Source organism: Acidithiobacillus marinus, assembly GCF_002847505.1.
GTDB classification, from domain to species: Bacteria; Pseudomonadota; Gammaproteobacteria; order Acidithiobacillales; family Acidithiobacillaceae; genus Acidithiobacillus; species Acidithiobacillus marinus.
In genome coordinates this window covers 1-25,159 of sequence record NZ_MXAV01000048.1, presented here as the reverse complement: position 1 = coordinate 25,159, position 25,159 = coordinate 1, and the positions used below count along the sequence as shown (strand labels likewise).

Sequence of the window (25,159 nt, the reverse complement as noted above, 5' to 3'; positions counted from 1 at the left end):
CCAACAATCATATGTAGTGACAGGCTTAAATATCAAATAAGCATTATAGCTAAAACAAATAACATAAATGAAAATTTTAAAAATATTCATACTTAAATCCAATATTAACAATAGTTATAGAATGTTATAATGTATTTTGAAAATTGCAAGCTAACTAAGCAAAAATAAGAGTGTAATATTTTCACTTTAATTGCTGCTCAATCAAAATTTAAATGAGGAAACCAATTTTGGTAACAATGGAAGATGGTTTTTATTGGTTTTATTATTTTTTAGCAGCAATTTACGGACTACTCATTGGCAGTTTTCTCAACGTGGTGGTGCATCGGGTTCCCCGGCGCGAATCGGTCATTCGTCCGGCCTCCCATTGTCCACACTGTGGCCATGTGCTCCGTGCCTGGGAAAATATTCCCGTTCTCAGCTGGTTGCTGCTGCGCGGCCGCTGTCACGATTGTGGCAGCGCCATTGCCTGGCGCTATCCGGCACTGGAGCTGTTGACCGGCATCTTCAGCGTGATAGTGGCCTGGCAGTGGGCCATACACCATGCAATGAGTTTACGTTGGTCCCTCCTCCCCGCGTTGCTGTTCACCTGGATATTGCTGGCGTTGACGCTGATTGATCTGGAAACCCAACTCCTCCCGGATCGCATCACCAAACCGGGTATGCTGCTCGGGTTGCTCATCAACGCCTCCGCCTTGTTTTGGCCGGGACTGGCCCTGACCACGCCCTGGAATGCCTTGCTCGGCATTGTCCTGGGTTATGGCAGTCTCTGGCTGCTGGCCACCGCTTATCTGAAAATGACCGGAAAACACGGCATGGGTGGGGGGATCTCAAACTGCTCGGCCTGATTGGTGCCTGGCTCGGCTGGCAGGCGGTGTTCCTGACCCTGTTTATTGCCGCAGTCAGTGGAGGCCTGGTGGCTGTGGCCTTTCTGCTGGGCGGCAAGGGGCGGGATTATGCCATTCCCTTTGGCCCCTATCTGGCCCTGGGGGGCTGGTTGATGCTGCTCTGGCCCAATGAAATTGTGCAGGGCTACCTGCATTTGCTGGGGAGTTGAGTGACATAAACACGGTTATATATTCAAAAATGAACAGATAGAAACGAGCAAAATATGATAACATGCGTATAACAAAACGCATTAAGAGATGTAATATGCCAAATATGCAAGTAAAAATAGAATTCCTTCTGGATTCACCCATCATCATAACGAAACCGTTACATTTGGATGCGCTACTGCTGGCCATTGCCGATGAACGTGCAGGCGGCGGTTTTATACCCGGAATGGCACATTACCCCATACCCGTTGTCATCGATGGTGGCAGCGGTATTTACAGATGCTCACAGCTCTTATGGGAGGGCACCCAGTTTGAAGATCGAATAATACAACATCAAAAGACGCTGTTCAGAACCAATAATCAGGATGTTTTCCAAGAAAACGACATCATCCAATCCATCCCGCGCAAAAAGCGGAGTGAACTGGAGGGAAAACATCCGTTCAAACCAAAAATGGATGCCATAACGGCCCGCTGGATTCCCCAGGTGTTTTTTCTCGCAGAGACAGACGATCTCCCGGCATTGACCGACATGGCCCACGAAATACCGGCGCTGGGGAAATGGTCCAGAAAAGGATACGGCACGGTGCGCGAGACCCGGATATCTGTTCTGGCTGAGGATACAGACCCTTGGATACACCCTGATGGCCAACGCCCGGCAAGGGCGTTGCCTGTGGATCTCTGGGCCACGCGATACGGGCACATGGAACAGCAGCAGCGTCTCGGGCACAGAAATACGCGCCCGCCTTACTTTTTGTCAGGAGAACGGGAAATATGCGTCATCCCATAGAAAACCAAATCCCATCGGTATTATCGGTATTACGTGAACACCTCACCCCTTATATGCAACAGATGCTATCGGAAGATCGCGTAAAAAACGCTCCGGGCGGCTGTAGCGAATGCGGCCAGGGTCCCTCATTCAAAAGAACGCAGGATACCGGCAAAGGGGCCGGAAAGTGCGCCGCCTGTTTCTGCCTGAGCGCCAAAATGCCGCGCCATTCAGACATAGGCAAACCCGCCATCAAGCAGGGTATCTCCGTGATACATGGCAAAGGGGCCGGATTTGGATTGCTCGTTACACCGACACAGTTACGTTTTTATGCGGCCGACATTCTGGATGTGGTGTTTTTTGATGGAGCGGTGACGCGCGACAAGACCATACGAATAGGAACCCGGGAAATCGCTCCGCAATCCATCCGGGATGTGCTGGCACTGCCGGAAGGCACACTGTACTGGTGGGGGCTACTTCGGGAAGGATCGCCAAGCCCATTGCTGCACACCCTTCTGCACACGGAATGGAGCATCGCTCAATCCTTCCTGGAATACCGCCCATCCAGCAAAGAATCACCCATAGAAGATACCCGTGAAAGCTGGGCCGCATTAGGCGCAATGCTAGCCTACGAAAATTACTACAAGTCGTTACTGCCCCTGTTAAGGCAAGCCAAAGCACTGCAGAACACCGACGACCAAAAAGACCAAGAGAAGAAAAGGGAAGCATTCTTGAAAAAAGTGAATGCACTCACGGAAGAGGATCGCGCAAACCTGCGACACCTCCACCAGTTAAGCCCTTTCGCATTACAAACCTATTTTTGAATACAGGAGAAAAAGCCAGTGAAAGCATCAAAAACAGTCACGATGAAGATGCACGGACATATCCGGATTCCCGGGGGGTTTACCACGCAATGGCCGAACAGCCGCCGGGAAATCGCGCTGCCGCGCATCAAAACAGTCAACCAGCAGGGCATTCTGGAAGAAATGCCGTTCATCCCATCACAACAGATCAAGGCTGGCTGGCGCCGATCGGCCGTACAGTACATCGTCGAGCAACAGGGAAGGTGTCTGCCGGATGTTAACAGCTATTACTATGCGGCCGTCGGGGGAGACCTCACGACAGGGGCGGCAGTCGGTTCCATTCTGGACTACCAGGAAGCCCGGCGCCGTGATCCGGTCAGTGGTCTTTTTGGATCATCAAACATTGCCGGAAAAATGTCCGCCGGACACGTCATCATCCAAAATGCCATTCCCAAAGATCATCAGTTCGTCATCGGAAAATTCGGCGGCACCCGTGCAGACGACGCCATGAGAGATCCACAGTCCATCATGGAATTAGTCAGCCATGAAACACTGGAAGCGGACCTCCAGGAAAAACGAGCCATCAACCAGGAAAGGACACGTTTAAGCCATCTGGAAAAGCAGGCACGGCGGGAAGCCGCCAAATTGCCCGCCGGCGAAGAAAAAGAGGCCAAATTCGCGGAAGCCAAGGCCTACGAAAAACAGAGAAAAGAACTGACCGACGAAAATGCCGTGTCTCATCCGCTGGAAGACCGTTTTGAATATGTGGTGGCAGAAAGTTTTGAAACGAGCTTCACATTACTGCACGCCACACTGGAAGAACTGGGATTGCTGCTGCATGCCATCGGACAGGACGCGATGAACAACCCCTATCTGGGCGGGCACAAAGCCCTGGGTTTCGGTGAGTACAGCGCGTCCTGGCAAAGCACGGGGAAAGACAACGCAACAATCAGCGTCACCCCCTTTGAAGCGCCGAAAATAACGGGAACACTCTTCGAGGAAGCTATGGCAGCCTTTACGGAGAGATTGGACCAGTATGACATCAGTGGCACCGCCCAAAGATCCGACAAGAAATCCGCCACCAAAGGAGGGCCAGAGGCGTCAACTACCCCGGCCTAAAGGCCGGAGCTTGCAAGGCAGTACGCAAGCTGGGTTGACCAGGGGGCACAAGCGGTAATGTGCAGGCGTGGGATACAGGTCGGTAAGACGCACCCTGGGATGCTTCCTCAGTCCCAGGCTCTGCAAGGCAGGCATCATGCTGGGGTTACACCCTGTAAGGGCGAAAGGGAAAGCGCCGAAGGTCTCTGCCGCTACTGGTAACAGTAGGAGCCGGTATCACACAGCCCCGAGGGGAGATGGGAGCGAAAGCTTCCGCGTCACAAGCGTCCGTAAGGACTTGTCGCCCGTAAGGGTTACACCCTGTAAGGGCATAGGAGCAGTCAATGGCTGTATTTGTTTTGGACAGAAGAAAGAAACCGCTGATGCCGTGTTCGGAGAAACGGGCGCGGATTCAGCGGGCGGACGGGTATGGATATGTATGGACCAAGATAGCATTGCAAAAAGGAGATGCGGGAATGGGGCAGGCTTCACCTGCCGCGCTATCCCTCCCCGGCCTGAACGCCGGGGTTTCCCGCGCAAATGGATGAACATGGAGACCGAAAAAACCCGGCACTATTTCGGCGAGGACGGTATTCTGTCAAAAACGATGCATTACCGGCCACGCGCCCCGCAACAGGGATTAGCCGAGCAGGTTTTTGCCTGTATGGACCAGGCGGACGCCTTACGCGGGGAACGTTGCGCCATTTTGCCCGCACAAGGGGATACCGGCATTGGTAAAACACTGGCCACACTGATCCCCATGCTCGATCAGGTAGCCCGCCATCATCTGGCGGGGCAAAAAATCCGCTGCGGGTATGCGACGCATACTACACAACTGCGCCGCCAGACAGCCGAACGGGATTTGCCCGCAGCGATCCGTGCGGTCGCCAATACAACGGGTATCACCCTGACCGTAGCGGAATATTGTGGAGCCACACAGTTTGTTTCTCCGCAGGCGGTCCAGTGGGCCTTGGCCAACAGCTCGGACCAGGCCGACAAGATGACACAAAAAAAACTCAAAAAACTGCAGCAGTGGCTCAACAAAAAAACGACCAGTGGATTGATGGTGGACGCGAAAGAGGCGCTGGGGGTCGATGAACATGACCCCTTAATCCCCGGGAAAGCAGACAAAGAGCTCGCCTGCGAATACCAGGAAGCCAGGACGCTGGCAGCCTATCAATCCAGAATAGAACAGGCCAAAAACGCGGACGTGATTCTGATGAGCCACGCGGCCGCCTTACTGAATGCGCGGCGATGGTTTGCGATACTGGACAATCCGGAACAACCGGATGACCAGGACACAGAGAATGTGCCGGAAGATAGACAAATCCGCTATATGATTTTTGACGAAGCGCACCGGCTGCCGGAAGCCGGCGACAGCCTGGCCAGCCGAACATTATCCCTGCATCGGCTGGTACACACCCTGGAAAACGCCCATAGCCAGTCGGTAGGGGAAATAGATGCAGCCCTTGTGAAACAGGCTCGGGAGCTTCGCGAAGCGGCAAAAATGGCCGTGAATGCCGTTGATGACAACTCCGATGAAAAAATGATACTGGATCATCAAACGATGCCGGGCAACTCCGGAATGACGGTACAAAAATTCCTGATGAAGCAAGGGTTACAGGAATTATATCTGCAACTATTGCAGCGCATCAAAGGCGTCAAGACAGCGAAAATGTCCCAAGATGCGCGACTAGCCCTGTTGGACGTGTACAGCACATGCGACGTCATCGGAGACTATCTCGATATTCAACTAAAGGGCAATCCATACCAGATGGTCGCAGGCATGTCCTGGTCAGCGCAAACCCGCAGGCCATCTATCCATATGTCCACGGCCAACCCCGGCCGACTGGTGGCCCGGTATTGGCGACATTATCCCGGGAAAGCGGCTATCGAGGATGCAAAAGGTAGCCGTTTGTGGGGGGCGGTGATTATATCCGCAACGATGCCGGAACCCAGCAGCATCGGTCTTTTCCAAAAGAATGAAGAAAAAGGAAAAGAAGCCTGGCACAAACAGCCATTTTTGATGGTAGAAGATGTGCGTGACCCTCCCATATTTGAGCCAGAAAAGTTCGGCGAGATGCGTTTTGTACTATCCATGGACACCCCGCCCACCATGCGCTCCGAAAAAAGCGAGAAAGAGGACGGTTTCGTCAATCCGGAATGGGAAAAACAACATCTTTTCCCCATGATCGACGCCATGCTTACGGAATCCACCGCAGACCAAGGTGTGCTGATACTCACGCCGACTATCGCAGATGTGGACAAAATTGCGACACATATCGCCGCAACGGGGCATGACAGCCGGGTTATTGCACAGTCAGCAGAAAAAAACATGGCCATGTGCGCTCATCAATGCCGGGAAAACCCGGGGAGTATTTTGGTTTCGGCAGGCGGATGGGATGGGCTCGACCTGCCAGGTGGATTCCAGAACCTCATGATCGCGCGATTACCCATCGCCCCGATTGACCGTCTGCACGAACAGATCCTCATGGAAAAATATGACCCGGAGGCGGCCCGCAAAATCCTGCATGCCAGCAACAAGCGCCTGATGATTTCCAAGCTGAGGCAAGGCATCGGACGCGGCATTCGCCGATCAGAAGACTGCGTAACCGTATGGATAGCGGACAGTCGGTTTGGTCTACCATCCTATCCGTGCAGCCTGGGGGATCCGCGCGTCATGCCGCACGCATCACCGTTACGAGCGGGCATAGAAAATGCCATACCCAAACGCTTCAGATGGGACCTGGAACACGCGCGCTTGTTTTCCACGAGGACGGGGACATTCACGCCGGAAACCCCGAAAACCAGGCAGTCCGGAAGCACAAAAGAAACCTTGCATCTGGTGTTTTAGGAAAGGACGAAAAAATGCACCCAAAAAACTATTTTGATATACAGCTACTATCGGCGCCCAGAAACACAGAAACCACGACTGGACCATCCCACGCTTCACACCGTTTGGGGGCTCTTTGGAAATCGGTGCATCGCCTATCGGCACATCACCATATTCCGTTTGCTGTCGCCTTCCCGCACTGGATGCAAAAACGTGGAGCGCCGGGATTTGGGGATGTGTTACGCATATTCACAGAAACACCGGAAAGCGGCACAAAAATGCACGACAACCTTATGTCTGAGAGCGACTATAGCTGCGTATTGTCTCCAGTATTTCATGCCCCCCCGGACGAAGCCATCCAGGGATGGGAGGCGTTTATGATGCTGAGGCTCCCATCGGGTGTATCGAAGACGCGGAAAAGTATTCCCCTGGATCAGGCAATAGCCTTACAAAAACAAGCATGGGAACGTCGCGCGCTAGACCTTAAAGGCAAGCCTTACGTGCTGATGATGGCATCGTCGAGCGGGCAGCGTTTTCGGCTCACCGTAGACCGCCAGGTGCTCACCGGCACGTCGTCGGGCGGCGGCGAACCCAACGGTTACGGGCTATCGAGAGCCACCCAGACGATTGCTCTGCCATGTTTGCCTGATAACAGATAGAGAACACCTTGCAAATCCGCAGCAAGCACAAGATGCTGAATACTAAAAATAAATGCCAGACAAGCGTAAACAAAGTGTTGCAGACAAGAATCACCGCAAGCCACTGTAGTTGCAGAGCGTTTTACACATAGATTTACGGTGTATCGCCGCGTAGGCGATTGAGAGGGAAAGGTGGACGTTCCGAGAAAATTTAGAATCGTGTATCGCCGCGTAGGCGATTGAGAGGGAAAGGTGGACGTTCCGAGAAAATTTAGAATCGTGTATCGCCGCGTAGGCGATTGAGAGGGCTCTGCTGGCTGCCCGGGATTCTCGCGACTTGTGTATCGCCGCGTAGGCGATTGAGAGGTCGCAGGGCTTTTTTGCGTCAAGGAGAGATGGTATATCGCCGCATAGGCGATTGAGAGGTTTTCTGGCTCAGTGTGGGAATACCGCGCGAGGTGCGTCGCCGCGTAGGCGATTGGTAGGGAACAGTTGGATGCTGCACGACTGGATGATTTGTGCATCGCCGCGTAGGCGATTGGTAGGTTGGCGGCGGCGTCTGCGCCCAACGGCTTGAGGTGTATCGCCGCGTAGGCGATTGAGAGGGCCTGGCGCGGGTCGAGTGAGAGTGTAATTTGGTGCATCGCCGCGTAGGCGATTGAGAGGCAAGAGCCGATTCATATTGGCGCACATTTTTGGGCGTCGCCGCGTAGGCGATTGATAGGCTCCGGGGGGATATACAAGGGGGCGATTAAGTGTGTATCGCCGCGTAGGCGATTGATAGGATCCGGCTCAAGCCAGAAACCCGGCATCTACTGTGTATCGCCGCGTAGGCGATTGAGAGGGCAAACCGTGAGAGGGCAGTATCTTATCCAGCGTGTATCGCCGCGTAGGCGATTGAAAGGGTATCTGAGGGGATGATGTCCAGGGCGACGCCGTGTATCGCCGCGTAGGCGATTGATAGGATCCGGCTCAAGCCAGAAACCCGGCATCTCCTGTGCATCGCCGCGTAGGCGAAAACTTCATGTTTTGACTATTTTTCATGTACTATATAAGCATTGTCAGCATAAAAAAGATAGTTTAAATGAAGAAAATCTGTAAAAACCTGCGGATGAAAATAAGGAAATACATCGGCATATCACTGTTTTTTTCCGCAATAGCGTGTATACCACTGTTAGCAAGTCCTGCCATTGCAGCCGCGCGACCACACGCGGCAGAGCGATACCTGGATCGTATGGCATTGGTCGATGCCAGAAATGACTTTACACAGGCACCCAAACCAAGCTACGTCCTGGACAAAAACTCTGTGGTTCGCTTTTCGGAAGATGGCCCAACCGGCCTCATCATCATTGGTGACAGTATCCTGACAGGCTGGTCAGGATATTTTGCGCACGTTTTTCCGAATGCACTGATCGATGGGCGCGTAGGGCGCCAGTTTTCATCCGCTATCCCGATATGGGAAGAACTGCAGAAAACAGGGTTAACCAGGAACGTTGATTACGTGGTTCTGGAGCTCGGCACCAATGGCGCCGTGACACCACAAAACATGCGGACTTTTCTACGCCTCGCGGGACATCGGCAAATCTTGCTGGTCATGCCGGAAATGCCGAGATCGTGGGAAAAAGAAGTCCAGCATCTTTATTTACATATTGCCGCAACCCATCCAAACGTGCACCTGGTTCGTTGGGATCTTCTGAGCCGCAACCACCCGGGCTATTTTTGGGTGGATCGTGTACACCCCAACTGGCGCGGTATCCAGGTCATGGTTTCCGCCATAGCGGAAGAGCTGCAGCAGGTTATTCATTCACAAACGCCAGACAGCCAAGGAGAACCGTCATGAGCTATATCTGCATAGAATCCGGGGAAAACAACCGTTATCCGGTGGTTTTCATCACGGAAAACCTCAATCGATGTCTGGAATGGCTGGGTGATCGCCCCGCACAAATCATCGGCGTGGAACACCACAAACGCGCTCGCCATGCTTATCACATGACCAGCATCGACCTCCGGCAACTCCACTCCAACCAGGAAATTGTCAATTTCGTACACACTCACAACCAAGGAGAAATAGATCATGCATGTGTATGTTGAACCCAATGCCGGCGTTACCCCCATCGTCCGTCTGATCCAGAGCGCCCGAAAAGAAGTCAATCTCGAAGTCTATTTTTTGAGCGACCGCAAGATACTGGATGCACTGCATGCGGCCGAAGCACGGGGGGTCCATGTCCGGATCATACTGGAAAAGAAACCCTATAAAATGCCCGCATGGAAAGTTCAAAAAGAAAAACAGGAAGCCGTGGCCACGGGCGCCGCGTTCAAATGGGCACCATACCGCTTCACGTCCCATGGTTATCACTGGGCATTCATGCACGAGAAGGCAATTTGCACGGCCAGCACCTGTGAAATCGGCTCCCCAAACTTCGGTTGGAGCGACTTCCACCGCAATCGCGATTATATGGTGGTGACCAGCAATCCTACGATTGTCAAAGCGGCGAACAGCGTGTTCAATGCCGACTGGACGCGCACCCATGCTCCGGAATGGGCACATCGCGTTCTGGTTTTGTCTCCAGGCACCTCTCAGCAGCAAATTCTTTCCGTAATCCATCAGCCGGGGCCTATTGACATCGAATCGGAAGAGCTGGGCGACGATCGTGCCGCACTGGAAGCCATTGCGGCCAAAGGTCATGATGTGCGAATCATTCTACCAGCGAGCATATCGTCCAAAGACCGGAAGAATGCGCAATGGCTGGAAAGCCACGGTGTTCAAGTCCGCCTGATGCCAGTAAAACCACTTTACGACCACCCCAAAATGATTTGCACGAATAATGAAGCTTTTATAGGGTCGGAGAACCTATCGGAGGTGAGCTTAATGGATAACCGAGAAATGGGGCTCATATTGCACAACTCGGGAAACCTGCAAGTATTACGGGATACATTTGCCCGGGATTGGGAAAACTCTGCACCTTTAAGCCAGTAAAAAAACTGTAGCTATAAAATCCGGTTGACAATCTTTCGACCGGATTCCTAATAAAGATTAAAAAATAAAAACGACAATAGAAAATAAATTATAATAAACTCACGCTAAAAAGGATGCAACTGAATGAATAGACTGTGCAAAGATACCGGCAGATCCCATGCTGTTCGGTGGGCGCAGCGTAAAAAAGCCAGGGCTTTTACCATGCAGTATTCCAAATGGCACTGGACTGTAAACGCGGCCGAGACGCTGTGCGGCACTCAGATACCGATTATCACTTCTGGCGCAGGCCAGTTGCCGGAAGCTTCAGATGACGAAGTAAAAGTAACGTGCAAGCGTTGCCTAAAGCAAATTAAAAAAGCGGATATCAAGTCATAAAAAGAAAAAACAACTAAAACTTGAGGTATAATATTACGCAGGAGAAGCTTGATATAAGCATCGTCAATCGCCATCGAAAGAAGGCTATTTAACAAGGAGAAAACCCACATGAACGCAGTGGAAGCCATCAGAATGTCGCCCATCACTGGGAACCAACTCTTCATGGAGCAGCAACTCACCAGAGACACTTACAACCAGGTAGCGCGAATACTCGCAAAATACAATATCAAATGGGACAAAAAAACAAAATCGCACATCATCCCAGAGGAGTATTCCGAAGAGTTTAAGATTGCTTTACAGCAGGGGTTCACCGAAAGAAAAAAGTCCATCCAGCAGGAAATTGGCTTTTTTCAGACCCCGCAGACCCTGGCCGAAGATCTTTTTCTGTATGGCCCATCGGCATTGGGTTTGCGCGTATTGGAGCCCAACGGCGGTCACGGGAGAATCATCACAGCCGCCTTAAACAACAACGCCGGCGAGATCGTCACCGTAGAAAAGTATGGACCTAACGTGGATGTATTGAGGGAAAACTTTTTTCACCTTGAAAACGTCCATATTCATCAGGGAGATTTTCTCGATATGACCGCCGATGATCTGGGAGGCCTGTTTGACGCGGTTGTTGCCAACCCGCCTTTTGCCAACAGCGCTGACATCACCCACATCTTGCACGCAGCGCAGATGGTAAAAGACGGGGGATTTATCACGAGTATCATGAGTGCCGGGGTAGCAACGAACACCAACAAAAAACATAAAGACTTCAGAGCCATGGTAAAAACATACAATGGAATCATTGAGCCATTGCCAAAAGGCACTTTTAAGTCTGAAGGCACTCAGGTGGAAACGGTCGTAGCTCACTTCATAAAGCCGGATAAAGCAGACATAGCACGCGGGGATTTTTGGGAGTTTTGCCAATAGATATAGGGAGTTAATATCATGATTCAGAACATAGAAGACCTTATCCGTGGGGGAGTCGCGCAAAAAAAACTGGCGGAGTTTTTAACCAAAAGCCCCAAAGTCATCATTGTGAGCGGGGAAGGGGAAACCGGCACGTCTGAAACCTGTAGCATAAAGCGAACACGGGCAGAGCCAGAATAGTTCACAATTCAGTGAGCGGTGCCTGCCCACAGCTATCATGACCGCACAACACTTTCAGCCCGGGCTTTCCCCACAGCTGCATACCGCAGCCCGGGCACCGGTATTTCGACCGGTGAGATTTTCTCTGTTCGTCGCCGGTAGGAAACACAATGCCTGATGGCGGCACAGCAGGACCTGGCGTTAAGATGGCTTTTCGCAGAAGCATTCCGCTAGGCGGGGAAGGGGGGCCGACAAATGCCGCATGCGCATCATGACCAGAAGCGTCCGCTTCACCGTCACCGGATGCATCTGGGTCACCAGACACGTCCAAAGGCGCCGCATAATAGCGCAACCCACTGTCGTCATTGTCCAGATCAACGGCATCATCCAGATCCACATAATCACCATCATCCGCGCCGACCGGTGGATAACGGTCAAACCAGCTCAAGCGAAAGGACTGCGTAATCAAATCGGCGCAACTACGGTAGAACGGGCCGCCATCAAGGATATAGTGGTCCATGTGCTCGCCAACCCGCTTTCCGCCAACACGCCCGGTACTGCTGGGCATTAAACCCAGTTTCTCCATGAACACAGCCCATTCCTTGTTATGGTAACGGCCCCGGCCTGGGGAACCATAATGATACTGAAACCCGTGCACCATTTCATGAACCAGTGTGGAGAGCACATCCTCGATGGATTCGACAGCAAAGTAAGAGGGATTCATGGCAATTTCATCAATCAAGGTTGTCCCGTCCAGCCCGACAAACTGCTCGGAAGAAAAATAACCGCGCGTGCGGCGCTCACGCTGCAGCGTGATGAGGCAGGTTGGCATGGCGTGGTCCAGCAACGGGACGAAAAGGGTGAAATTAAAGTGATCGAAAGCGCTCTGCAACTCCCCATAGGCTTGTTCTGTGGGCGCCACCGGCCTTGGCGTTTCTCGATCGGAGGATGGCGATTTGGTAGAGACAGACTGGTCACCGGCAGGGGTTTCAGCTGAAACAGAGGCGGACATGGCATAACCTCAAAATAACAAGATAGATTTGATTTTATAAAAATAAAATGTTACAAGCAAATTATAAGGACTTTTCAGGATATATAACCTATCAATATAATGGATTTTAGCTTTAATTTAAGAACATGCCAGACCAATCAGAACGGGTGATCTGCGGGAGATGCCAGCATTTTCAGCGGGGCAAACAAAGGCTCAGCGTAGGTTTTTGCCGACTGACCATGGATAGGGTGACAGATGGCGGCCGAGCAGACAGGCAGGGCTTACCACCAGATCCAAACACACGAAAAGGGTACGGCGCATGCTATCCCATGGCGCCAAGGATATGCGAGGAATACCAGGCAAGGCCAAGAAGAAGCCGGGAAGAAGCTCAGCAACAAGAATTAAAGACTTAGCCAGCACCGCGCGCGACACGGTACAAGGCCAAGAAAAGATGCACTACACCAACCAAGGAGAACCTTATGTGGAAAAATCGGAGTAAGGAAGTGTTTTTAGGCGCGGCATCCTCACTGATTCTGATCGGCGCAACGTCATCCGTGGCATTGGCGGCCGCCAACCCGACATCGACAGGATACGCCCAAATCGTGCAAAGTCTGACGCACAAACGATTAAAGCTAGTGAAAACCGTACCCACGGGAATCAACGGGCTGACCGGTTTGGTCACCCAAAACAAAATGGGCAAGAAACAGGTGTCTTTCGGCCTGGATGGAAAATACATCATCCCGGGACCGATCATCGGCACCAACGGAAAATTGCTGAACGCAGCAATCGCCGCGAAGGCCGGGTTGAAGCCAGTACCCATGAGAAAACCCTAACACGATTTCTCAATCATCGGCATCGCCCATGCAATGTGGGCGGGCTGCAGAAAATATTTTCTGCAAAATAATGTGCATTAAAAATATAGCGGTTATTTGCGCGTATAATAAAAAAACGAGCTATAAGTAATATGCTCTATCAACGCAGGAGAGAAAACAACCGTGAATAAAGAAAGCTACAAATCACACGAATATTGGGAAAACATCAAATATGTCGTGCAAAGCGAAAACACGCTGGGTTATGTGTTACCTAAGCAGGATAACATGCCAGACATGCTAGGGGTCTTGCAGGGCGACATACGGAATGGCGGGCCAGACCGGATGCAGGGGATGGTGCTGCTGGAGCCGGAGCATCTGCGCCCGGCCACAGCCCAGGATTTTGAGAGATTCCGGGTGCAACTGCCGTCCGATTTCAAAACTGATGTCACCGATCAAAATAGAAAATAAAAAACAAAAATAGAAAACAATATTACTCGAACAGGGGGAACAATGAGCACAGTATTATCTTTTTTTCCTAAAAACCAGATCACGAAAACAAATCCACTTGTGGCCGTCACGCCAGAAATCACGCACTTGATTAAACATGATGCCGTGGTGGCTGTTGGTGTCTCGGGCGGCAAAGATTCCCAGGCTTGTGCCATCGCTGTAGCCCAGCACCTGGACCGGGTGGGCCACAAAGGACCAAGGCTGCTCATCCACGCGGATCTCGGCCGTGTGGAGTGGAAAGACAGCCTCCCCACTTGCGAGCGACTGGCCGAAAACCTGGGCTGGGAGCTGATGGTCGTCCGGCGAAAAGCAGGGGATATGATGGATCGCTGGCTGGGCCGCTGGAGCAATAACGTCGGCCGTTACGAACAACTGGAATGTGTGAAGATGATTTTGCCGTGGAGCACCCCCTCCATGCGCTTTTGTACATCCGAATTGAAAGTGGCCGTCATCACCTCCGCACTGAAAAAACGGTTCCCGAACCAGCCCATCATCAACGCCGCCGGCATTCGTCGTGAAGAAAGCGCCAACCGCCGAAAAATGCCCATTGCCAGCATACAGCCAAAGCTTGAAAGAAAGGGATTGGCGGGAATGAACTGGAATCCGATTATTGAGTGGCGCCTCGAAGAAGTTATCGGGCAGATCCAGTCACAGCAACTCGATTTGCACGAAGGCTACACACGGTTCGGCATGAGCCGTATCAGCTGCGCTTTTTGCATCATGTCTTCTGGAGAGGATATGACCGCTTCAGCCGCTTGCCAGGACAATGCCGACATATACCGCGAAATGGTGGACCTGGAGATTGTTTCGACCTATGCTTTTCAGGGATCGCGGTGGCTGGCGGATGTGGCACCAGGCTTGTTGAGCGAGGAAAAGCGGGGCGCTGTTCAGGAGGCCAAGGAAAAGGCGGCCATACGGCAACAGCTGGAAGCAGATATACCTCGCAGCATTCTATATGTGAAAGGCTGGCCAACCGCGATACCAGACGATGCGCAGGCCCGGAAGCTCGCCAGGATACGGCAGGAAATATCAGACCTGTTAGGGCTGAACGCGGCTTACCTGACGAGAGAGTCTGTGCAGGCCAGATACCACGAACTCATGCAACGAAACATTGAAAAAAGCGCAGGGAAAGGAAAACCGTACATTGCACACCACCCATCAGGAGAGCAGCTCCAATTCGCATGGTGACCAGGACCCAAGGCCGCTGGTCATCTTCACCGTAGGCGTTACCGCGTCCGGCAAAACCACCTGGGCAAACCAAACCCAAAAAGAACACCCCAATCTCGATATAGCAATCATCCCCACGCCAGAGGCAAAACACCGCGCACGGGACAAATGGCTCAAGACGATCCGGGCAAATCTGGGCAAGAATGTCATCATTCTGGACGGTAGCAATCTCGATACCGCCCAGATTCAAGACGATATGAACGATTTGCAAAAAATGGGGATCACGGACATCGCTATCGAATACTTTAATTCCGAGAGCCTGTTCATCCTGCTACGGAGAAATGGCGGAAGGGACGGAGAAAAGATCCGGGACGAACTGCAGCGCATTCAGAATAAAGAAAAATACCTAAAAATCGCAGACAGTTTCGATGCGTGACCCAAGATGGCGCATAAATAAGGCGCATATCGCCATAAAACACCCATCATTATATGAAAAATTTTACAACATCTCATGAGGAGATCGTTTTTTATGATATATTGACCATCGTGTTCACAGGGAACACTGGCTATATACGAGGAAATTTCATGAAGAAAACCGCACTTATTTCAGCAGTATTGGTACTGGCAGGATTCTCCGGGGCCGCTTTCGCCAACACCGCCATTCTTAAGGCCAACAATGAAATCGGCATCGCCGCGACCGGCACCTTGATGAACTACCAGGAGCACATCACCCCTGGCCCGTCCGATACAGAGTCCGGATGGATGCCGGGATTTGGCGTCAAGTATTCGCTGATGCAAAACCTAATGGGCCTGAACAATGCTTATGTCGCCATCCACTTCAATCGCAGTGCCGGTAACATCAACTATCGCGGTGCCGTTCAAACCGGTGACGGCGACGTTCCCGTGACTGCCACGGACAAGGCCACCATCTACAACGTGACCGGACGTGTGGGTATGGGCATGACCCTCAGTAACGACATGATGGTGACCCCCTATGTAGTGGGTGGATACCAACACTGGAACCGTGACCTGATTGGCCCCGGCGGCTACACGGAAGATTACGGCGCCGGACTGGTCGGCCTGGGTGCGAAATTTCAGTATGCCCCGACCAGCAATCTCGTCCTGTCGGCTACCCCGGAATTCATGGCAATCGTCGGGGGCGGAGTTAAGGGGAACGTTGCAGGTGTTGGCCGAGCCAAGTTCGGCACCAGTGGCGAAGAAAAACTCAGCCTCGATGCCGACTATGCGGTTGCCGAGAATGTGCATATTTACGGCGGGTTAAGTTATACCCACTTCAATTACACCGGCGGGCCAGCTCCGGTTTACGGTAACCCGGACATCATCGCTGCGCAGGAACCGCCCAGCTCCACCAATCACTTTGGATTGCAGCTCGGCGTCGCCTACAACTTCTACTAATACCCAGCGCAGCACCGATTTTGCGGCAGATTGAACACCAGCACAACCGTGTTGGTGTTTTTTTGCGCCCAAAAGCACATTGAAAACCCGCAGAACATCCACTATCATCAAGGCTCTTACCACCCAGTTTTCAGATGAAAACAAACCGCTATTTGGGAAATAGCGACGCAACAACATCCTAACCAGTCACTAACAGCGACTGAATCGGGATCATTTCTACGTCTGTTTCACAGACGATTTACCATCAGCACACGCATTCAACTGGCCACACCGCCAGGGGAACATCGTGCGCGTTCTCAAAAGGAGTTAAACATGAAAGATGCAGCAAAAGCAGCACTGGCCATCGCCGCATTATTCCTCACCCTCTTGGCTATAACCGCCATAGGTGGATGGGTACTGCACACAGTAGCAGGGGTACCTATGAAGATGGTTTTCGGTTATGTCTACACCGACCAATTGGTAGGATTCCTCATCGTCGCCAGCATGGTAGGCGCAATCACAGCGATCGCCTACTCCGCCAGCCCAAACATACGCCATAAAATAAAGGCGTTCTTCACCGCGTATTAAGGCATAGAAACAGCATTTTTACGCGAAAAAGGTGTAAAATATCAACTGCAAACAGCAAAAGGAGCAACAAATGGCAGCAGTCAATAAAGCAATCATTCTCGGCAACCTGGGGCAAGATCCGGAGATGCACTATTCATCATCAGGCAAGGCCATCGTAAACTTAAGCGTGGCCACGTCCGAGAAATTCAAAGATCGGGATGGAAATTCCAATGAAAGAACCGAATGGCACCGGATCGTCCTGTTCGGAAGACAAGCCGAAGTCGCGGGAGAATACCTCAGAAAAGGCAGCACCGCCTATTTTGAAGGGCGGCTGCAGACCCGTAAATGGGAAGACCGCGATGGGGTAGAGCGTTACACGACCGAAATCGTCTGCGATCGTATGCAGCTGATTGGGTCGGCAAAAGGCGGTAACGGAGACCGTGAAAGTCATCGTGAAAGCCGTAACGACGCCCGACAACAAAACAGTCCGCGCGGCAATGCCGGGCCAGCAAACAACCACCCGCCTATCGACAACGATGATTTTGATGATATCCCGTTTGCCCAAGGCGATTTTACAGAAACAACCGACGGTTTCGGAAAGCTGTTGAAGCGCGTCCGTTTCTGATTATCCAAGACAACAGCGGTGTGTAATGCACCGCTTTTCATACAAGGAGTAAAAATGAAGACAAAGCCTATGCCGCGTTCCCAAATGCAGATGTATTGTATGGCACGCGATAAAATTGCCAAAGAAAATCAGGCATTCATGGAAGCCATCACAGACAAGGTGAACCCCATGACTGATCGTGATCTGGAAGCGTTGATTGCCCGCCGTCCGCAAGTCTGGGGACGTTTTTCAGGGTTTCTCGGCAAGCTGGGGAACCCGCAATGAATCAAGAAAAGCGGGAACACCAGCGCCAACGCGTCATAAACGCCACCATCAACAATCTCTTTCTGGAGTTTGTGGATGACGGGCTTACACGGGAGGAATTGCTCGACAATATTCGCAAAAACCCCAAGACATGGGGAAGATTCGCGGAATTTGTAGAGCAGCTTCCCTCCAAACATCAACCACACTAATCAACTGAGCCACTCTAACCAGTGGCTTTTTTCACAAGGAGCATTCATGAAACCGAACATCATGACCGATCAGGAATTGATCACAACGGCTTTCGGGCCGCAAGCGGCAAATATGTGCCTGCGGGATGTAGCCACTGCTATGGGCTATCAAACGCATCGCGAGGCGGTCCATGATCGTGTCAGCGACCAAATCAACGATAATCGCGGCCAATACCACACCAACGAAAAGTGGCAAGCAATACCGGAGATTATCTCCAGGATTTTGCAACTACAGGCACAGGAGATGCCAGTCTTTGAAAAACCGGAAACCGCAAAAGAGCTGTTCATCAGCTACTTCGCTGGAGAAAAACGGGAGAATTTCGCCTGCGCCTGGCTGGATACTCGACACAGACTCATCCGGGTGGAAACCTTGTTTATCGGCACAATAAACAGTTGCGAACCCAAGTTCCGGGAAATTCTGGCGAGCGGTCTGCGAGTCAACGCCGCAGCCGTTATCGCGTCACACAATCACCCGTCAGGGCTTGCCGATCCATCATCGGCGGATATCAGCCTAACCAAAAAGCTGAAATCCCTGTTGGCAGAGATAGACATCAGACTGCTGGATCACATCGTTGTGGGCGACAACACCGCCCAATCGATCGCTGAAATGGGCGGTATTTAATTTTTACAGGAGAAAAAATGAACAAACAGGAACTCACCGGAGCACTGGCAGAAACGCTCCGAACGAATTCAGGCAATGCCGAACGCTTAGCCTCCCAATTCATTTTGTTGGGCACCAAATACCGGAAAAACCTGATCCGCAAATTGAACGGAGAACAGGTGGACCGGAATCTGGAAAAAACCGAAGCAGCGATCAAAAATCTCTGCGGCCGATTGGCATTGTCATACCGCTTGGTGGACGATGTTCGCGGCCCATCATTGCGGCTTTTTCTGAATAACGGATACGACTCATTGGCCGGCGGATACGCCGTGGAGGACAATATATGAATGCACATGAAGCTAACCATCTCTTGATGGAATTGGCCGACGATCTTGAAGCAGGCCGAATGGTTAAGGAAGATATTCTGCCGGAAGCCAACCGCCTGTTCCAGTTTTTGCAAAGCGAAAAGAAAACCGCTGAATCAAAAACAAAAATGATGATTGTAATGCAGGGCGGGCTGGTCACAGGCGTTTTCGCCGACAAAGCCATTGAGGGCTTAGAGGTACTGGTGGCCGACTACGACGTCGAAGGAAGCTCGCTACCCTTACAGAAGGATCCCTACGGGGAGGACATCGTACTGGAGAGCTTGGCCGTTGGACACACCGGCAGTTATGCGGAGGAGATGCTCCAACTCGAAGTGCAGGATCTGGAGCAGTAAAACCATTTACGCCGCCGCAAGGCGGCTTCACTGAAAAGGAGCAAAGCTATGGCCAAGGTCATAACCATCAAGGTTCTCTACGAGGACCAGGCAGTAGAAGAGGAATTGAAGGACGTGGTAAGCAGTATGTCCGGGGTCTTAGATGCCAGCGTAGACGACATCGGCATCACCAACGATGCCTTGGACGACTCCATCGCCAATGGCACATACGCACCGGGCGACGCTTTTCGGAATTGGGTGATACATCTCCATGGTCACGAATACTGGTCTGAAGAATATGGCATCTCTCACGTGAACCTCGCAACGCGATATGCATCGACAGATTCATCGTCAAGCACCCCCGGGTATGGCAAAAAGCCGTACACATGGATGCTTGACCCATCCGCCTTAAATTAACCACTCAAAAGGCCGGGCACCCGCCCGGCACAAGGAAACAGCATGGAAATTGAAGATATTTTTGCCGAAATAGAAAATGCCAACAGCGCCTACCGCAGCGGCCAACCCATCATGGATGACGCCGAGTATGACCAGAAAGTGGAACAAGCTCGGGAGATAGCCCCTGAGCATCCCTTTTTGAACCAGGTAGAACCCGAACCGGAAGGCGTTTTTTCCGGAGAGAAGATACGCCACAAAACCCCCATGCTATCGACGAAAAAGGCCTACTCCGTCGAAGAGGTTCAGGCATTCATGGCCAACGTCATAGCTGTAGCGCAGGAACTTGGCATTCCAGAATCTGAGGTGCTTTTCAAAGCCACACCAAAACTGGATGGGCTGTCTGGCCGTTATGACGGCGCAGGGCATCTCTACACAAGAGGTAACGGCACAGAAGGGCAGGATATTTCCGACGCCTTGGCCAAAGGCCTCGTGATCGAAGGAGAGCACACGGCCATGGCGTGTGACGGGGAAATCGTGGTCGATGAAGCGTACTTCCGTGAGCATCTGGAAGGCCAAACCTTTGCCGGCCGCGAGTTGAAGCATCCCCGCAACTTCATGGTCGGCTTCATCGCCTGTGACGAGATGGGCGAGCACCATCGCATGGCCGCCGAAGCCAAGGCGATGCGCTTTGTGCCCTACTCGGAAACAGGAAAATTCCTGGGGGATGCCGGCTTCTTCATGGAAAAGCTCCCCGAAGTTTTCCATGACCTCCGCTACCATTGCCGGTATCGGACGGACGGCATCGTCATCGAGGTCACGGACCCGCGTATTAAAGCCCACATGGGCGCCACAAACAGCTTTCATCGCTGGCAAATTGCCTACAAGCAAAAGGGTGAAACGGCAGAAGTGGTGGTCCAGAGCATTACCTGGCAGGTGGGTCGAACCGGACGCGTCACGCCGGTATTGGAACTCGACCCGGTGAATCTGTCCGGCGCCACCATCCGCCGCGTAACGGCACACAATGCAGCCACAGTGAAAAAAGACAAGCTGGGCGAAGGGGCCGTTATTCGCCTGATTCGTTCCGGCGAAGTGATCCCGGCCATTGAGGCGGTCATACAGCCCGCCGAAACCATCCATCTCCCAGAATCCTGCCCATGCTGCGGAAACCCACTACAGTGGGATGGTGAAACTTTGGTATGCGATGCCGGGTTGCAGTGTCAGGACCAGGTAGAAGGGGCTATGGAACACTTTTGCCAAACGCTCGAAATCGATGGGTTTGGCCCGAAAGTGGTGGAAAAACTGGTATCAGAGGGCGGTATATCGCGTTACAGCGAGATATTCACCCTTAGTGCCCACGCTTTGGAGCAACGGGGCATCAGCTCCGGGGTCGCCAAAAATTTGGAAAAAGCCATAGAAAAGCGAAAAAGAACGCCGGTCGATGACTGGCGTGCGCTAGCCGCTTTCGGATTCCGGCACCTGGGCCGTGGCGATGCCAAACGGCTTTTACGGCACACCCGGATAGGCGGGATGAACTTCATCAGTGAAGCCTTTATCGCGGGTATAGAAGGCTTTGGCGGAATCACGGCCAAAAGCATCTACGAGAGCATTTCCCTGAATCTGGATGAAATCAACCAGGTCATAAGCCACCTGCACATCATCCATACCATGGATCAGGGTCAGGCGTCAGGATTTGTGCCGCTCGAAAATGAAAAGATGGTCTTTACCGGCACTTTTCAGTCTGCGGACCGCAAGGCCCTGGAAAAGCAGGCCGAGCAACTGGGTGCAAAAATTCAGTCTGCCGTGAATGCCAGCACAACACTGCTGGTGATCGGCGATAAACCGGGAGCCAAAAAAACCAAGGCGGCCGTCGAGTTCGGGACGCAAACCCTGAACGAAACAGCCTACTTGAGTCGGATTCAGCCCGATGAGTAGCGACATGGTTTTGCGGTATTCAGAAATCAATAGCGCCTGGATCAGTTATTTCGGTGACGCACCTTGCAGCATACTCGGGGAGAACTTTTTCCCGGATATTTCTGCCGCTCGGCGAACCCTGCATCGCGCAGGGCTTCGCTTGGCGCGGGTAAATCAGCACCACTACCGGATCATTGCGCAGTAACCACCGATACAAAAGAGGCCTCCGGGCCTCTTTTTTTTGGGCGAAGAAGTGTATTGCACAATACACAAACAAACCAGCATAAAAATAGATGAAAAATTGACAACTTCTCTGCATGAATACACAATAAAGCTTCTTACCACCCATCATCTTTCGATGAAAATTGCAGCCTGGGATTCTGCGACGCAACAACTAGCACATGCTAGACCAACCCTACCGGGGCAGATCACGTCCCGAAAGGGAATATCGTGCCTGCCCCTTTTCTGAAAAGGAGCAAGTAATGAAAGAACAAGCCAAGGTATTCCTCAAGCAGCACGCCCATCTGGCCAAGGTAAAGCGGTTCAGCTGGATCGTGGTCACCGACAAGCAGCCTGCCGGAACCTATGGGGCCGTGGATTACAAACCATTCACCGGAAACATATTCGCCTGCGATGAGGATTTTGTAGGCGTGAAGCGTGGCCGCGAGAGCTTTCTTATCGTCATAGATCGCCACACGTTACCTAACCATGGCCAGGACCTCGTGCCCGGCATGAAAATCACCGTCACACCATACGCCCGACACACCTTTGACGGGCGCCGTCTCGATGGAATCGTCGAAGAAGAAATCAGACCGGAAGGGATCACCGTGAGAAAATTCACCCTGAACCCGAAGGTGGAAATCCCCGTTCCGGAAGCATTCAAGGAACACATCAACCTGATGCAAATGGTGGAACAGCTTGAGCATATCAAGTCGGAGAAAACCGGGCACACCTGTGCGCAGATGCTCGCAGACGCCGGTTTATCGAATCCACAGATCCCGGAAATTCTGGATGATCAACATGGCCCGGAAGGATTACGCATCCGGTTCCACATCAACAACCAGAAGGCATGCGGCATTTTCGAGTTTAAGTATAACTACGCCGCCGACAGCTACTTCGCCCAACTGATCAGTCAGGAAGGGGACGTGCTGAGCGAAGTAGATGATTTTTACTTCGACCAGATGGCGGAGGTGGTGGAATCCATGGTGGATGACCACAACTGGGCCATTGCCAAGGTCGAAGTGCTCAAACGCGCCGCTTAACAACCCCATCAAGGCCGCGCAATGCGGCCTTTCTGACAAGGAGACCTTGATGTTTATGAAAGAAGCCCGTCTTATCGAAAAAATCCGCGATGCGGGAGAGATGTCGACCGCAGAAGCGGGCAGCCGGATCAATACCGCGTTACGAATCGCAGCAAGAAATGAGCTGACATTGGGGATGAAATCCGAAGAAAGCCCATCCGATTTGAGCCCGACGCTCATGGAACACTACTACGAGCGGCTTTGCGCTGAAATGCTGCGCATCTAAGTCAAGGAGAAAGCTAATGGGCAGTAAATTGGGCTTGCCGCGCAGGTCTGGGCTTGGACACTACAACGCAACGAAGCCGATATGGAAAACCGCGTATCGTAAAGCGCGGGAATGGGTAAAGTTTTCCATCGAGCCAGATTACAAAGCAGAAAGCATAGCCTGGAAGGCCATGCTAATCGTGATGTGTCAACGGAAAGACACTTGCGATCCACTCTTATCGACCTCCATTCATGACCGCTTGGCTACTCAAAAAATCATATACGAAATTTTGAGTAAAAAAGACCGATCAACACCATCTTGTTCTCAAGGAGAAAATCCATGAACATTTCCATTCATCAGTCACAAATCGGCAGAATTGCCCACATCATCTCGGGAAATGGTCCACGGATAGAAATATTGCTGGACGAAAACCTCCCCGCCGCGCAAGCGCTGCGTCACGAAGCTGTACGCCGCCCGGAACTGGCCGCAACACTCGAAAGAGCGGCGGACTTTTTCGAGTTTGGCCCAACGTGGCACTAGGAGGATATTGTGGGAATCATTATCAAACCGCAGCGCAACTCAAGCGAACATGCGGCCATGGTATTTGAGTTTGATACCCCGAGCTTGAAATTCTGGGTGTCAAAAAAAGATGCACAATACATGGCTGTTTTCGATTCGCCAACCAACACTAACCTTTCTTTTTTGCACGCCACGCCCTTCACGGAGCAGGGGAAAACGGAATACCCCCTTTTAGCAGTGCCCGCAAACTGGCTCAAAAGGCATAGCATTACCGGCTATGGATATGTGCGCTATGAAATCCTGCCAGAGTCGTGCAAAACAGTGATACTCCGGGCTGTAAATCAACTGCTATACGGAGTTGATTACCCGCATGGGTATCGCGCATTGCGAAAATTCCGCGTTGTACTTTCAGACGGCTATTTTGAGTGCCTGGCGGAAACGGAATCGCATGCTGTGGAACAAGCCATGGATGCGGACAAACAGGCAGAAGTACAGGCGGTCTATCTGATCGACTACACCTGCCCAACATGATGGCCAGCTTCCAGACTTGAACCGACCCTCTCCACTCGTGGGCAGCAGTAAACACCCACGAGTCCGGACGCGGCCATGGGTGCCCTTTCTTTTGGGACGCCAGTTATACGCCGATGCTCGGCAAGGACACTTTATGAACATCAAACGCATAGCCGAGCACTCGGCCTATGCAGCCATCGCCAGCCTTGCTAAAATGGGCATTACAGGCAGCGCGGATCCCATATCCATCTCCGCGACAACCATACTTGGCATGGCTGCTATCATTCTTACGGTCATTGACCGTAAAGGTGGGAAAAAATGAACGACTTAGGAACATTCGTCGGTAACTGCATTCTCATTGTTATGGGAATAGCGGTTTTGTTCGGTAACACCGAGGATCTAGGGTATGCCGCTATATTTGGTATTGTTGCCATTATAGCCAGTATTACATACAAACTTGTGACGGATGAAGAATTCCGCCACAGATTCACCAAGCATTGACCGAAACACACGCATCACCACACCTATTGCCCAGGAGTTCAAATGAACATACCGGACCAACTCATGCTGGGAGGTGCCGCCATAGCCCTGGTGAGCGTGATCATGGCCGTGCTGGTTGTGCTTATAGGCAATCATGACCTGAAAAAGAAACAGCACGATCACCACACCACACACAAAGGTTAAAAAAGAGACCTAATCGGGTTTTCTTGCATCAACATAACAGGCCGCTCACGCGGCCTTTCTCATAAGGAGCAACCATGTTCAAAAAGGAAGTAAAAAAGACCAAAAAGGAGATGACCGAGTTTCTGACGGGTCATTTCTTCTACGACCGGAGCTTTGCCAATAAT

General features: G+C 51.8%; 38 protein-coding genes, 1 pseudogene and 1 CRISPR repeat array. Of the genes and pseudogenes, 37 read left to right on the top strand and 2 right to left on the bottom strand.

All coding sequences use genetic code 11. From position 1 onward, the window contains the following. Positions 1-212 precede the first annotated feature (212 nt). The 13 genes and pseudogenes from B1757_RS12995 to B1757_RS15520 all read left to right on the top strand — a co-directional run. Positions 213-862 (top strand): annotated as a pseudogene (locus B1757_RS12995) (prepilin peptidase); the annotation flags it as partial. A gap of 9 nt (positions 863-871) precedes the next feature. Further along, positions 872-1,054 (top strand): A24 family peptidase, encoded by a 183-nt coding sequence (locus B1757_RS15860; RefSeq protein ID WP_253253863.1) that lies wholly within the window; start codon positions 872-874, stop codon positions 1,052-1,054. Positions 1,055-1,149: 95 nt separating this feature from the next. Continuing rightward, positions 1,150-1,839, top strand: a complete 690-nt coding sequence (locus B1757_RS12990) for a Csf3-related protein (protein ID WP_101538722.1) — start codon at positions 1,150-1,152, stop codon at positions 1,837-1,839. Next, positions 1,824-2,642 carry a hypothetical protein gene (locus B1757_RS12985; protein ID WP_101538721.1) on the top strand — a complete coding sequence of 273 codons (819 nt, stop codon included), beginning with the start codon at positions 1,824-1,826 and terminating at the stop codon, positions 2,640-2,642. Before B1757_RS12990 ends, B1757_RS12985 begins: the two co-directional genes overlap by 16 nt. An 18-nt stretch (positions 2,643-2,660) precedes the next feature. Continuing rightward, a complete protein-coding gene (locus tag B1757_RS12980) occupies positions 2,661-3,740 on the top strand; it encodes a hypothetical protein (protein ID WP_143484271.1) in 1,080 nt (359 codons plus the stop codon). 529 nt (positions 3,741-4,269) lie between these two features. Then, positions 4,270-6,573: a helicase C-terminal domain-containing protein gene (locus B1757_RS12970; protein WP_172437719.1), complete on the top strand. Its 2,304-nt coding sequence runs from the start codon at positions 4,270-4,272 to the stop codon at positions 6,571-6,573. A gap of 14 nt (positions 6,574-6,587) precedes the next feature. After that, the gene (gene cas6f, locus B1757_RS12965) at positions 6,588-7,211 is read left to right on the top strand and encodes a type I-F CRISPR-associated endoribonuclease Cas6/Csy4 (RefSeq protein WP_172437718.1); all 624 of its coding nucleotides are present in this window, start codon (positions 6,588-6,590) and stop codon (positions 7,209-7,211) included. Between the two features lie 138 nt (positions 7,212-7,349). Beyond that, positions 7,350-8,151: a CRISPR direct-repeat array (repeat unit 24 nt; unit sequence GTGTATCGCCGCGTAGGCGATTGA). Positions 8,152-8,424: 273 nt separating this feature from the next. Next, the gene (locus B1757_RS12960; RefSeq protein WP_101538716.1) at positions 8,425-9,030 is read left to right on the top strand and encodes an SGNH/GDSL hydrolase family protein; all 606 of its coding nucleotides are present in this window, start codon (positions 8,425-8,427) and stop codon (positions 9,028-9,030) included. Continuing rightward, entirely contained in the window at positions 9,027-9,281 is a 255-nt protein-coding gene (locus tag B1757_RS12955) for a hypothetical protein (protein WP_101538715.1), read from the top strand. Before B1757_RS12960 ends, B1757_RS12955 begins: the two co-directional genes overlap by 4 nt. After that, positions 9,265-10,167, top strand: coding sequence for a phospholipase D-like domain-containing protein (locus B1757_RS12950; protein ID WP_101538714.1), 903 nt, complete (start codon positions 9,265-9,267; stop codon positions 10,165-10,167). The genes B1757_RS12955 and B1757_RS12950 overlap by 17 nt, the downstream gene beginning before the upstream one ends. A 123-nt stretch (positions 10,168-10,290) precedes the next feature. Beyond that, positions 10,291-10,542 carry a hypothetical protein gene (locus B1757_RS12945; protein WP_101538713.1) on the top strand — a complete coding sequence of 84 codons (252 nt, stop codon included), beginning with the start codon at positions 10,291-10,293 and terminating at the stop codon, positions 10,540-10,542. A gap of 108 nt (positions 10,543-10,650) precedes the next feature. Continuing rightward, the gene (locus B1757_RS12940; protein WP_101538712.1) at positions 10,651-11,457 is read left to right on the top strand and encodes an RsmD family RNA methyltransferase; all 807 of its coding nucleotides are present in this window, start codon (positions 10,651-10,653) and stop codon (positions 11,455-11,457) included. Between the two features lie 18 nt (positions 11,458-11,475). Next, entirely contained in the window at positions 11,476-11,637 is a 162-nt protein-coding gene (locus B1757_RS15520) for a hypothetical protein (RefSeq protein WP_172437717.1), read from the top strand. Position 11,638: 1 nt separating this feature from the next. Here B1757_RS15520 and B1757_RS12935 read toward each other — a convergent pair whose 3' ends face one another. Beyond that, positions 11,639-12,628, bottom strand: a complete 990-nt coding sequence (locus B1757_RS12935; protein WP_143484270.1) for a SprT-like domain-containing protein — start codon at positions 12,626-12,628, stop codon at positions 11,639-11,641. Between the two features lie 298 nt (positions 12,629-12,926). Here B1757_RS12935 and B1757_RS15515 point away from each other — a divergent pair, with 298 nt between their 5' ends. The 3 genes from B1757_RS15515 to B1757_RS12920 all read left to right on the top strand — a co-directional run bounded on the left by B1757_RS15515 (position 12,927) and on the right by B1757_RS12920 (position 13,887). Then, positions 12,927-13,106: a hypothetical protein gene (locus tag B1757_RS15515; RefSeq protein WP_172437716.1), complete on the top strand. Its 180-nt coding sequence runs from the start codon at positions 12,927-12,929 to the stop codon at positions 13,104-13,106. Further along, on the top strand, positions 13,087-13,440 hold the full coding sequence (locus B1757_RS12925; RefSeq protein WP_101538710.1) for a hypothetical protein: 354 nt from the start codon (positions 13,087-13,089) through the stop codon (positions 13,438-13,440). Before B1757_RS15515 ends, B1757_RS12925 begins: the two co-directional genes overlap by 20 nt. A 162-nt stretch (positions 13,441-13,602) precedes the next feature. Continuing rightward, positions 13,603-13,887: a hypothetical protein gene (locus tag B1757_RS12920; protein WP_101538709.1), complete on the top strand. Its 285-nt coding sequence runs from the start codon at positions 13,603-13,605 to the stop codon at positions 13,885-13,887. Between the two features lie 54 nt (positions 13,888-13,941). Here the strand turns inward: B1757_RS12920 and B1757_RS15855 are convergent, their stop codons facing one another. Then, the gene (locus tag B1757_RS15855; protein ID WP_253253866.1) at positions 13,942-14,139 is read right to left on the bottom strand and encodes a hypothetical protein; all 198 of its coding nucleotides are present in this window, start codon (positions 14,137-14,139) and stop codon (positions 13,942-13,944) included. On the opposite strand from B1757_RS15855, the gene B1757_RS12915 reads away from it, so the two are divergent. The 21 genes from B1757_RS12915 to B1757_RS15505 all read left to right on the top strand — a co-directional run bounded on the left by B1757_RS12915 (position 14,080) and on the right by B1757_RS15505 (position 24,995). After that, positions 14,080-15,114 (top strand): phosphoadenosine phosphosulfate reductase domain-containing protein, encoded by a 1,035-nt coding sequence (locus B1757_RS12915; protein ID WP_253253864.1) that lies wholly within the window; start codon positions 14,080-14,082, stop codon positions 15,112-15,114. The genes B1757_RS15855 and B1757_RS12915 overlap by 60 nt on opposite strands. After that, a complete protein-coding gene (locus B1757_RS12910; protein ID WP_101538707.1) occupies positions 15,071-15,529 on the top strand; it encodes an ATP-binding protein in 459 nt (152 codons plus the stop codon). The genes B1757_RS12915 and B1757_RS12910 overlap by 44 nt, the downstream gene beginning before the upstream one ends. A 149-nt stretch (positions 15,530-15,678) precedes the next feature. After that, on the top strand, positions 15,679-16,509 hold the full coding sequence (locus B1757_RS12905) for a hypothetical protein (RefSeq protein ID WP_101538706.1): 831 nt from the start codon (positions 15,679-15,681) through the stop codon (positions 16,507-16,509). A 312-nt stretch (positions 16,510-16,821) separates the two neighbouring features. Then, positions 16,822-17,076, top strand: a complete 255-nt coding sequence (locus B1757_RS12900; protein ID WP_101538705.1) for a hypothetical protein — start codon at positions 16,822-16,824, stop codon at positions 17,074-17,076. 70 nt (positions 17,077-17,146) lie between these two features. Beyond that, complete coding sequence (gene ssb / locus B1757_RS12895) at positions 17,147-17,680, top strand: single-stranded DNA-binding protein (protein WP_101538704.1); 534 nt, start codon at positions 17,147-17,149, stop codon at positions 17,678-17,680. A 54-nt stretch (positions 17,681-17,734) separates the two neighbouring features. After that, complete coding sequence (locus B1757_RS12890) at positions 17,735-17,944, top strand: hypothetical protein (RefSeq protein WP_143484269.1); 210 nt, start codon at positions 17,735-17,737, stop codon at positions 17,942-17,944. Beyond that, complete coding sequence (locus B1757_RS12885) at positions 17,941-18,132, top strand: hypothetical protein (protein WP_101538702.1); 192 nt, start codon at positions 17,941-17,943, stop codon at positions 18,130-18,132. The genes B1757_RS12890 and B1757_RS12885 overlap by 4 nt, the downstream gene beginning before the upstream one ends. A gap of 46 nt (positions 18,133-18,178) precedes the next feature. Further along, positions 18,179-18,793, top strand: coding sequence for a JAB domain-containing protein (locus B1757_RS12880; protein WP_101538701.1), 615 nt, complete (start codon positions 18,179-18,181; stop codon positions 18,791-18,793). Positions 18,794-18,810: 17 nt separating this feature from the next. Next, entirely contained in the window at positions 18,811-19,119 is a 309-nt protein-coding gene (locus B1757_RS12875) for a hypothetical protein (protein ID WP_101538700.1), read from the top strand. Further along, positions 19,116-19,490 carry a hypothetical protein gene (locus B1757_RS12870; RefSeq protein ID WP_101538699.1) on the top strand — a complete coding sequence of 125 codons (375 nt, stop codon included), beginning with the start codon at positions 19,116-19,118 and terminating at the stop codon, positions 19,488-19,490. The genes B1757_RS12875 and B1757_RS12870 overlap by 4 nt, the downstream gene beginning before the upstream one ends. Before the next feature lie 48 nt (positions 19,491-19,538). Beyond that, positions 19,539-19,886, top strand: a complete 348-nt coding sequence (locus B1757_RS12865; RefSeq protein WP_101538698.1) for a hypothetical protein — start codon at positions 19,539-19,541, stop codon at positions 19,884-19,886. Positions 19,887-19,928: 42 nt separating this feature from the next. Further along, positions 19,929-21,797, top strand: coding sequence for a BRCT domain-containing protein (locus B1757_RS12860; protein WP_101538697.1), 1,869 nt, complete (start codon positions 19,929-19,931; stop codon positions 21,795-21,797). After that, complete coding sequence (locus B1757_RS15615; RefSeq protein WP_143484268.1) at positions 21,790-21,981, top strand: hypothetical protein; 192 nt, start codon at positions 21,790-21,792, stop codon at positions 21,979-21,981. Before B1757_RS12860 ends, B1757_RS15615 begins: the two co-directional genes overlap by 8 nt. A gap of 277 nt (positions 21,982-22,258) precedes the next feature. Further along, positions 22,259-23,038, top strand: coding sequence for a hypothetical protein (locus B1757_RS12850; protein WP_101538695.1), 780 nt, complete (start codon positions 22,259-22,261; stop codon positions 23,036-23,038). Positions 23,039-23,087: 49 nt separating this feature from the next. Then, a complete protein-coding gene (locus B1757_RS12845; RefSeq protein WP_101538694.1) occupies positions 23,088-23,303 on the top strand; it encodes a hypothetical protein in 216 nt (71 codons plus the stop codon). Positions 23,304-23,319: 16 nt separating this feature from the next. Beyond that, a complete protein-coding gene (locus tag B1757_RS12840) occupies positions 23,320-23,625 on the top strand; it encodes a hypothetical protein (protein WP_101538693.1) in 306 nt (101 codons plus the stop codon). Beyond that, the gene (locus tag B1757_RS12835; RefSeq protein WP_101538692.1) at positions 23,622-23,822 is read left to right on the top strand and encodes a hypothetical protein; all 201 of its coding nucleotides are present in this window, start codon (positions 23,622-23,624) and stop codon (positions 23,820-23,822) included. Before B1757_RS12840 ends, B1757_RS12835 begins: the two co-directional genes overlap by 4 nt. A gap of 9 nt (positions 23,823-23,831) precedes the next feature. Beyond that, a complete protein-coding gene (locus tag B1757_RS12830) occupies positions 23,832-24,332 on the top strand; it encodes a hypothetical protein (RefSeq protein ID WP_101538691.1) in 501 nt (166 codons plus the stop codon). Positions 24,333-24,465: 133 nt separating this feature from the next. Continuing rightward, positions 24,466-24,633: a hypothetical protein gene (locus tag B1757_RS15510; RefSeq protein WP_172437715.1), complete on the top strand. Its 168-nt coding sequence runs from the start codon at positions 24,466-24,468 to the stop codon at positions 24,631-24,633. Next, complete coding sequence (locus B1757_RS12825; protein WP_101538690.1) at positions 24,630-24,812, top strand: hypothetical protein; 183 nt, start codon at positions 24,630-24,632, stop codon at positions 24,810-24,812. The genes B1757_RS15510 and B1757_RS12825 overlap by 4 nt, the downstream gene beginning before the upstream one ends. A gap of 42 nt (positions 24,813-24,854) precedes the next feature. Next, positions 24,855-24,995, top strand: coding sequence for a hypothetical protein (locus tag B1757_RS15505; RefSeq protein ID WP_172437714.1), 141 nt, complete (start codon positions 24,855-24,857; stop codon positions 24,993-24,995). Positions 24,996-25,159: the final 164 nt, after the last annotated feature.

Excerpts from the sequence above, each read along its gene's own strand:
- B1757_RS12990 (WP_101538722.1), top strand. The coding sequence starts at position 1,150 with ATGCCAAATATGCAAGTAAAAATAGAATTCCTTCTGGATTCACCCATC.
- B1757_RS12985 (WP_101538721.1), top strand. The coding sequence starts at position 1,824 with ATGCGTCATCCCATAGAAAACCAAATCCCATCGGTATTATCGGTATTA.
- B1757_RS12970 (WP_172437719.1), top strand. The coding sequence starts at position 4,270 with ATGGAGACCGAAAAAACCCGGCACTATTTCGGCGAGGACGGTATTCTG.
- cas6f (WP_172437718.1), top strand. The coding sequence starts at position 6,588 with ATGCACCCAAAAAACTATTTTGATATACAGCTACTATCGGCGCCCAGA.
- B1757_RS12960 (WP_101538716.1), top strand. The coding sequence starts at position 8,425 with ATGGCATTGGTCGATGCCAGAAATGACTTTACACAGGCACCCAAACCA.
- B1757_RS12955 (WP_101538715.1), top strand. The coding sequence starts at position 9,027 with ATGAGCTATATCTGCATAGAATCCGGGGAAAACAACCGTTATCCGGTG.
- B1757_RS12950 (WP_101538714.1), top strand. The coding sequence starts at position 9,265 with ATGCATGTGTATGTTGAACCCAATGCCGGCGTTACCCCCATCGTCCGT.
- B1757_RS12945 (WP_101538713.1), top strand. The coding sequence starts at position 10,291 with ATGAATAGACTGTGCAAAGATACCGGCAGATCCCATGCTGTTCGGTGG.
- B1757_RS12940 (WP_101538712.1), top strand. The coding sequence starts at position 10,651 with ATGAACGCAGTGGAAGCCATCAGAATGTCGCCCATCACTGGGAACCAA.
- B1757_RS15520 (WP_172437717.1), top strand. The coding sequence starts at position 11,476 with ATGATTCAGAACATAGAAGACCTTATCCGTGGGGGAGTCGCGCAAAAA.
- B1757_RS12935 (WP_143484270.1), bottom strand. The coding sequence starts at position 12,628 with ATGTCCGCCTCTGTTTCAGCTGAAACCCCTGCCGGTGACCAGTCTGTC.
- B1757_RS15515 (WP_172437716.1), top strand. The coding sequence starts at position 12,927 with ATGCTATCCCATGGCGCCAAGGATATGCGAGGAATACCAGGCAAGGCC.
- B1757_RS12925 (WP_101538710.1), top strand. The coding sequence starts at position 13,087 with ATGTGGAAAAATCGGAGTAAGGAAGTGTTTTTAGGCGCGGCATCCTCA.
- B1757_RS12905 (WP_101538706.1), top strand. The coding sequence starts at position 15,679 with ATGAAGAAAACCGCACTTATTTCAGCAGTATTGGTACTGGCAGGATTC.
- B1757_RS12900 (WP_101538705.1), top strand. The coding sequence starts at position 16,822 with ATGAAAGATGCAGCAAAAGCAGCACTGGCCATCGCCGCATTATTCCTC.
- ssb (WP_101538704.1), top strand. The coding sequence starts at position 17,147 with ATGGCAGCAGTCAATAAAGCAATCATTCTCGGCAACCTGGGGCAAGAT.
- B1757_RS12890 (WP_143484269.1), top strand. The coding sequence starts at position 17,735 with ATGAAGACAAAGCCTATGCCGCGTTCCCAAATGCAGATGTATTGTATG.
- B1757_RS12885 (WP_101538702.1), top strand. The coding sequence starts at position 17,941 with ATGAATCAAGAAAAGCGGGAACACCAGCGCCAACGCGTCATAAACGCC.
- B1757_RS12880 (WP_101538701.1), top strand. The coding sequence starts at position 18,179 with ATGAAACCGAACATCATGACCGATCAGGAATTGATCACAACGGCTTTC.
- B1757_RS12875 (WP_101538700.1), top strand. The coding sequence starts at position 18,811 with ATGAACAAACAGGAACTCACCGGAGCACTGGCAGAAACGCTCCGAACG.
- B1757_RS12870 (WP_101538699.1), top strand. The coding sequence starts at position 19,116 with ATGAATGCACATGAAGCTAACCATCTCTTGATGGAATTGGCCGACGAT.
- B1757_RS12865 (WP_101538698.1), top strand. The coding sequence starts at position 19,539 with ATGGCCAAGGTCATAACCATCAAGGTTCTCTACGAGGACCAGGCAGTA.
- B1757_RS12860 (WP_101538697.1), top strand. The coding sequence starts at position 19,929 with ATGGAAATTGAAGATATTTTTGCCGAAATAGAAAATGCCAACAGCGCC.
- B1757_RS15615 (WP_143484268.1), top strand. The coding sequence starts at position 21,790 with ATGAGTAGCGACATGGTTTTGCGGTATTCAGAAATCAATAGCGCCTGG.
- B1757_RS12850 (WP_101538695.1), top strand. The coding sequence starts at position 22,259 with ATGAAAGAACAAGCCAAGGTATTCCTCAAGCAGCACGCCCATCTGGCC.
- B1757_RS12845 (WP_101538694.1), top strand. The coding sequence starts at position 23,088 with ATGTTTATGAAAGAAGCCCGTCTTATCGAAAAAATCCGCGATGCGGGA.
- B1757_RS12840 (WP_101538693.1), top strand. The coding sequence starts at position 23,320 with ATGGGCAGTAAATTGGGCTTGCCGCGCAGGTCTGGGCTTGGACACTAC.
- B1757_RS12835 (WP_101538692.1), top strand. The coding sequence starts at position 23,622 with ATGAACATTTCCATTCATCAGTCACAAATCGGCAGAATTGCCCACATC.
- B1757_RS15510 (WP_172437715.1), top strand. The coding sequence starts at position 24,466 with ATGAACATCAAACGCATAGCCGAGCACTCGGCCTATGCAGCCATCGCC.
- B1757_RS12825 (WP_101538690.1), top strand. The coding sequence starts at position 24,630 with ATGAACGACTTAGGAACATTCGTCGGTAACTGCATTCTCATTGTTATG.
- B1757_RS15505 (WP_172437714.1), top strand. The coding sequence starts at position 24,855 with ATGAACATACCGGACCAACTCATGCTGGGAGGTGCCGCCATAGCCCTG.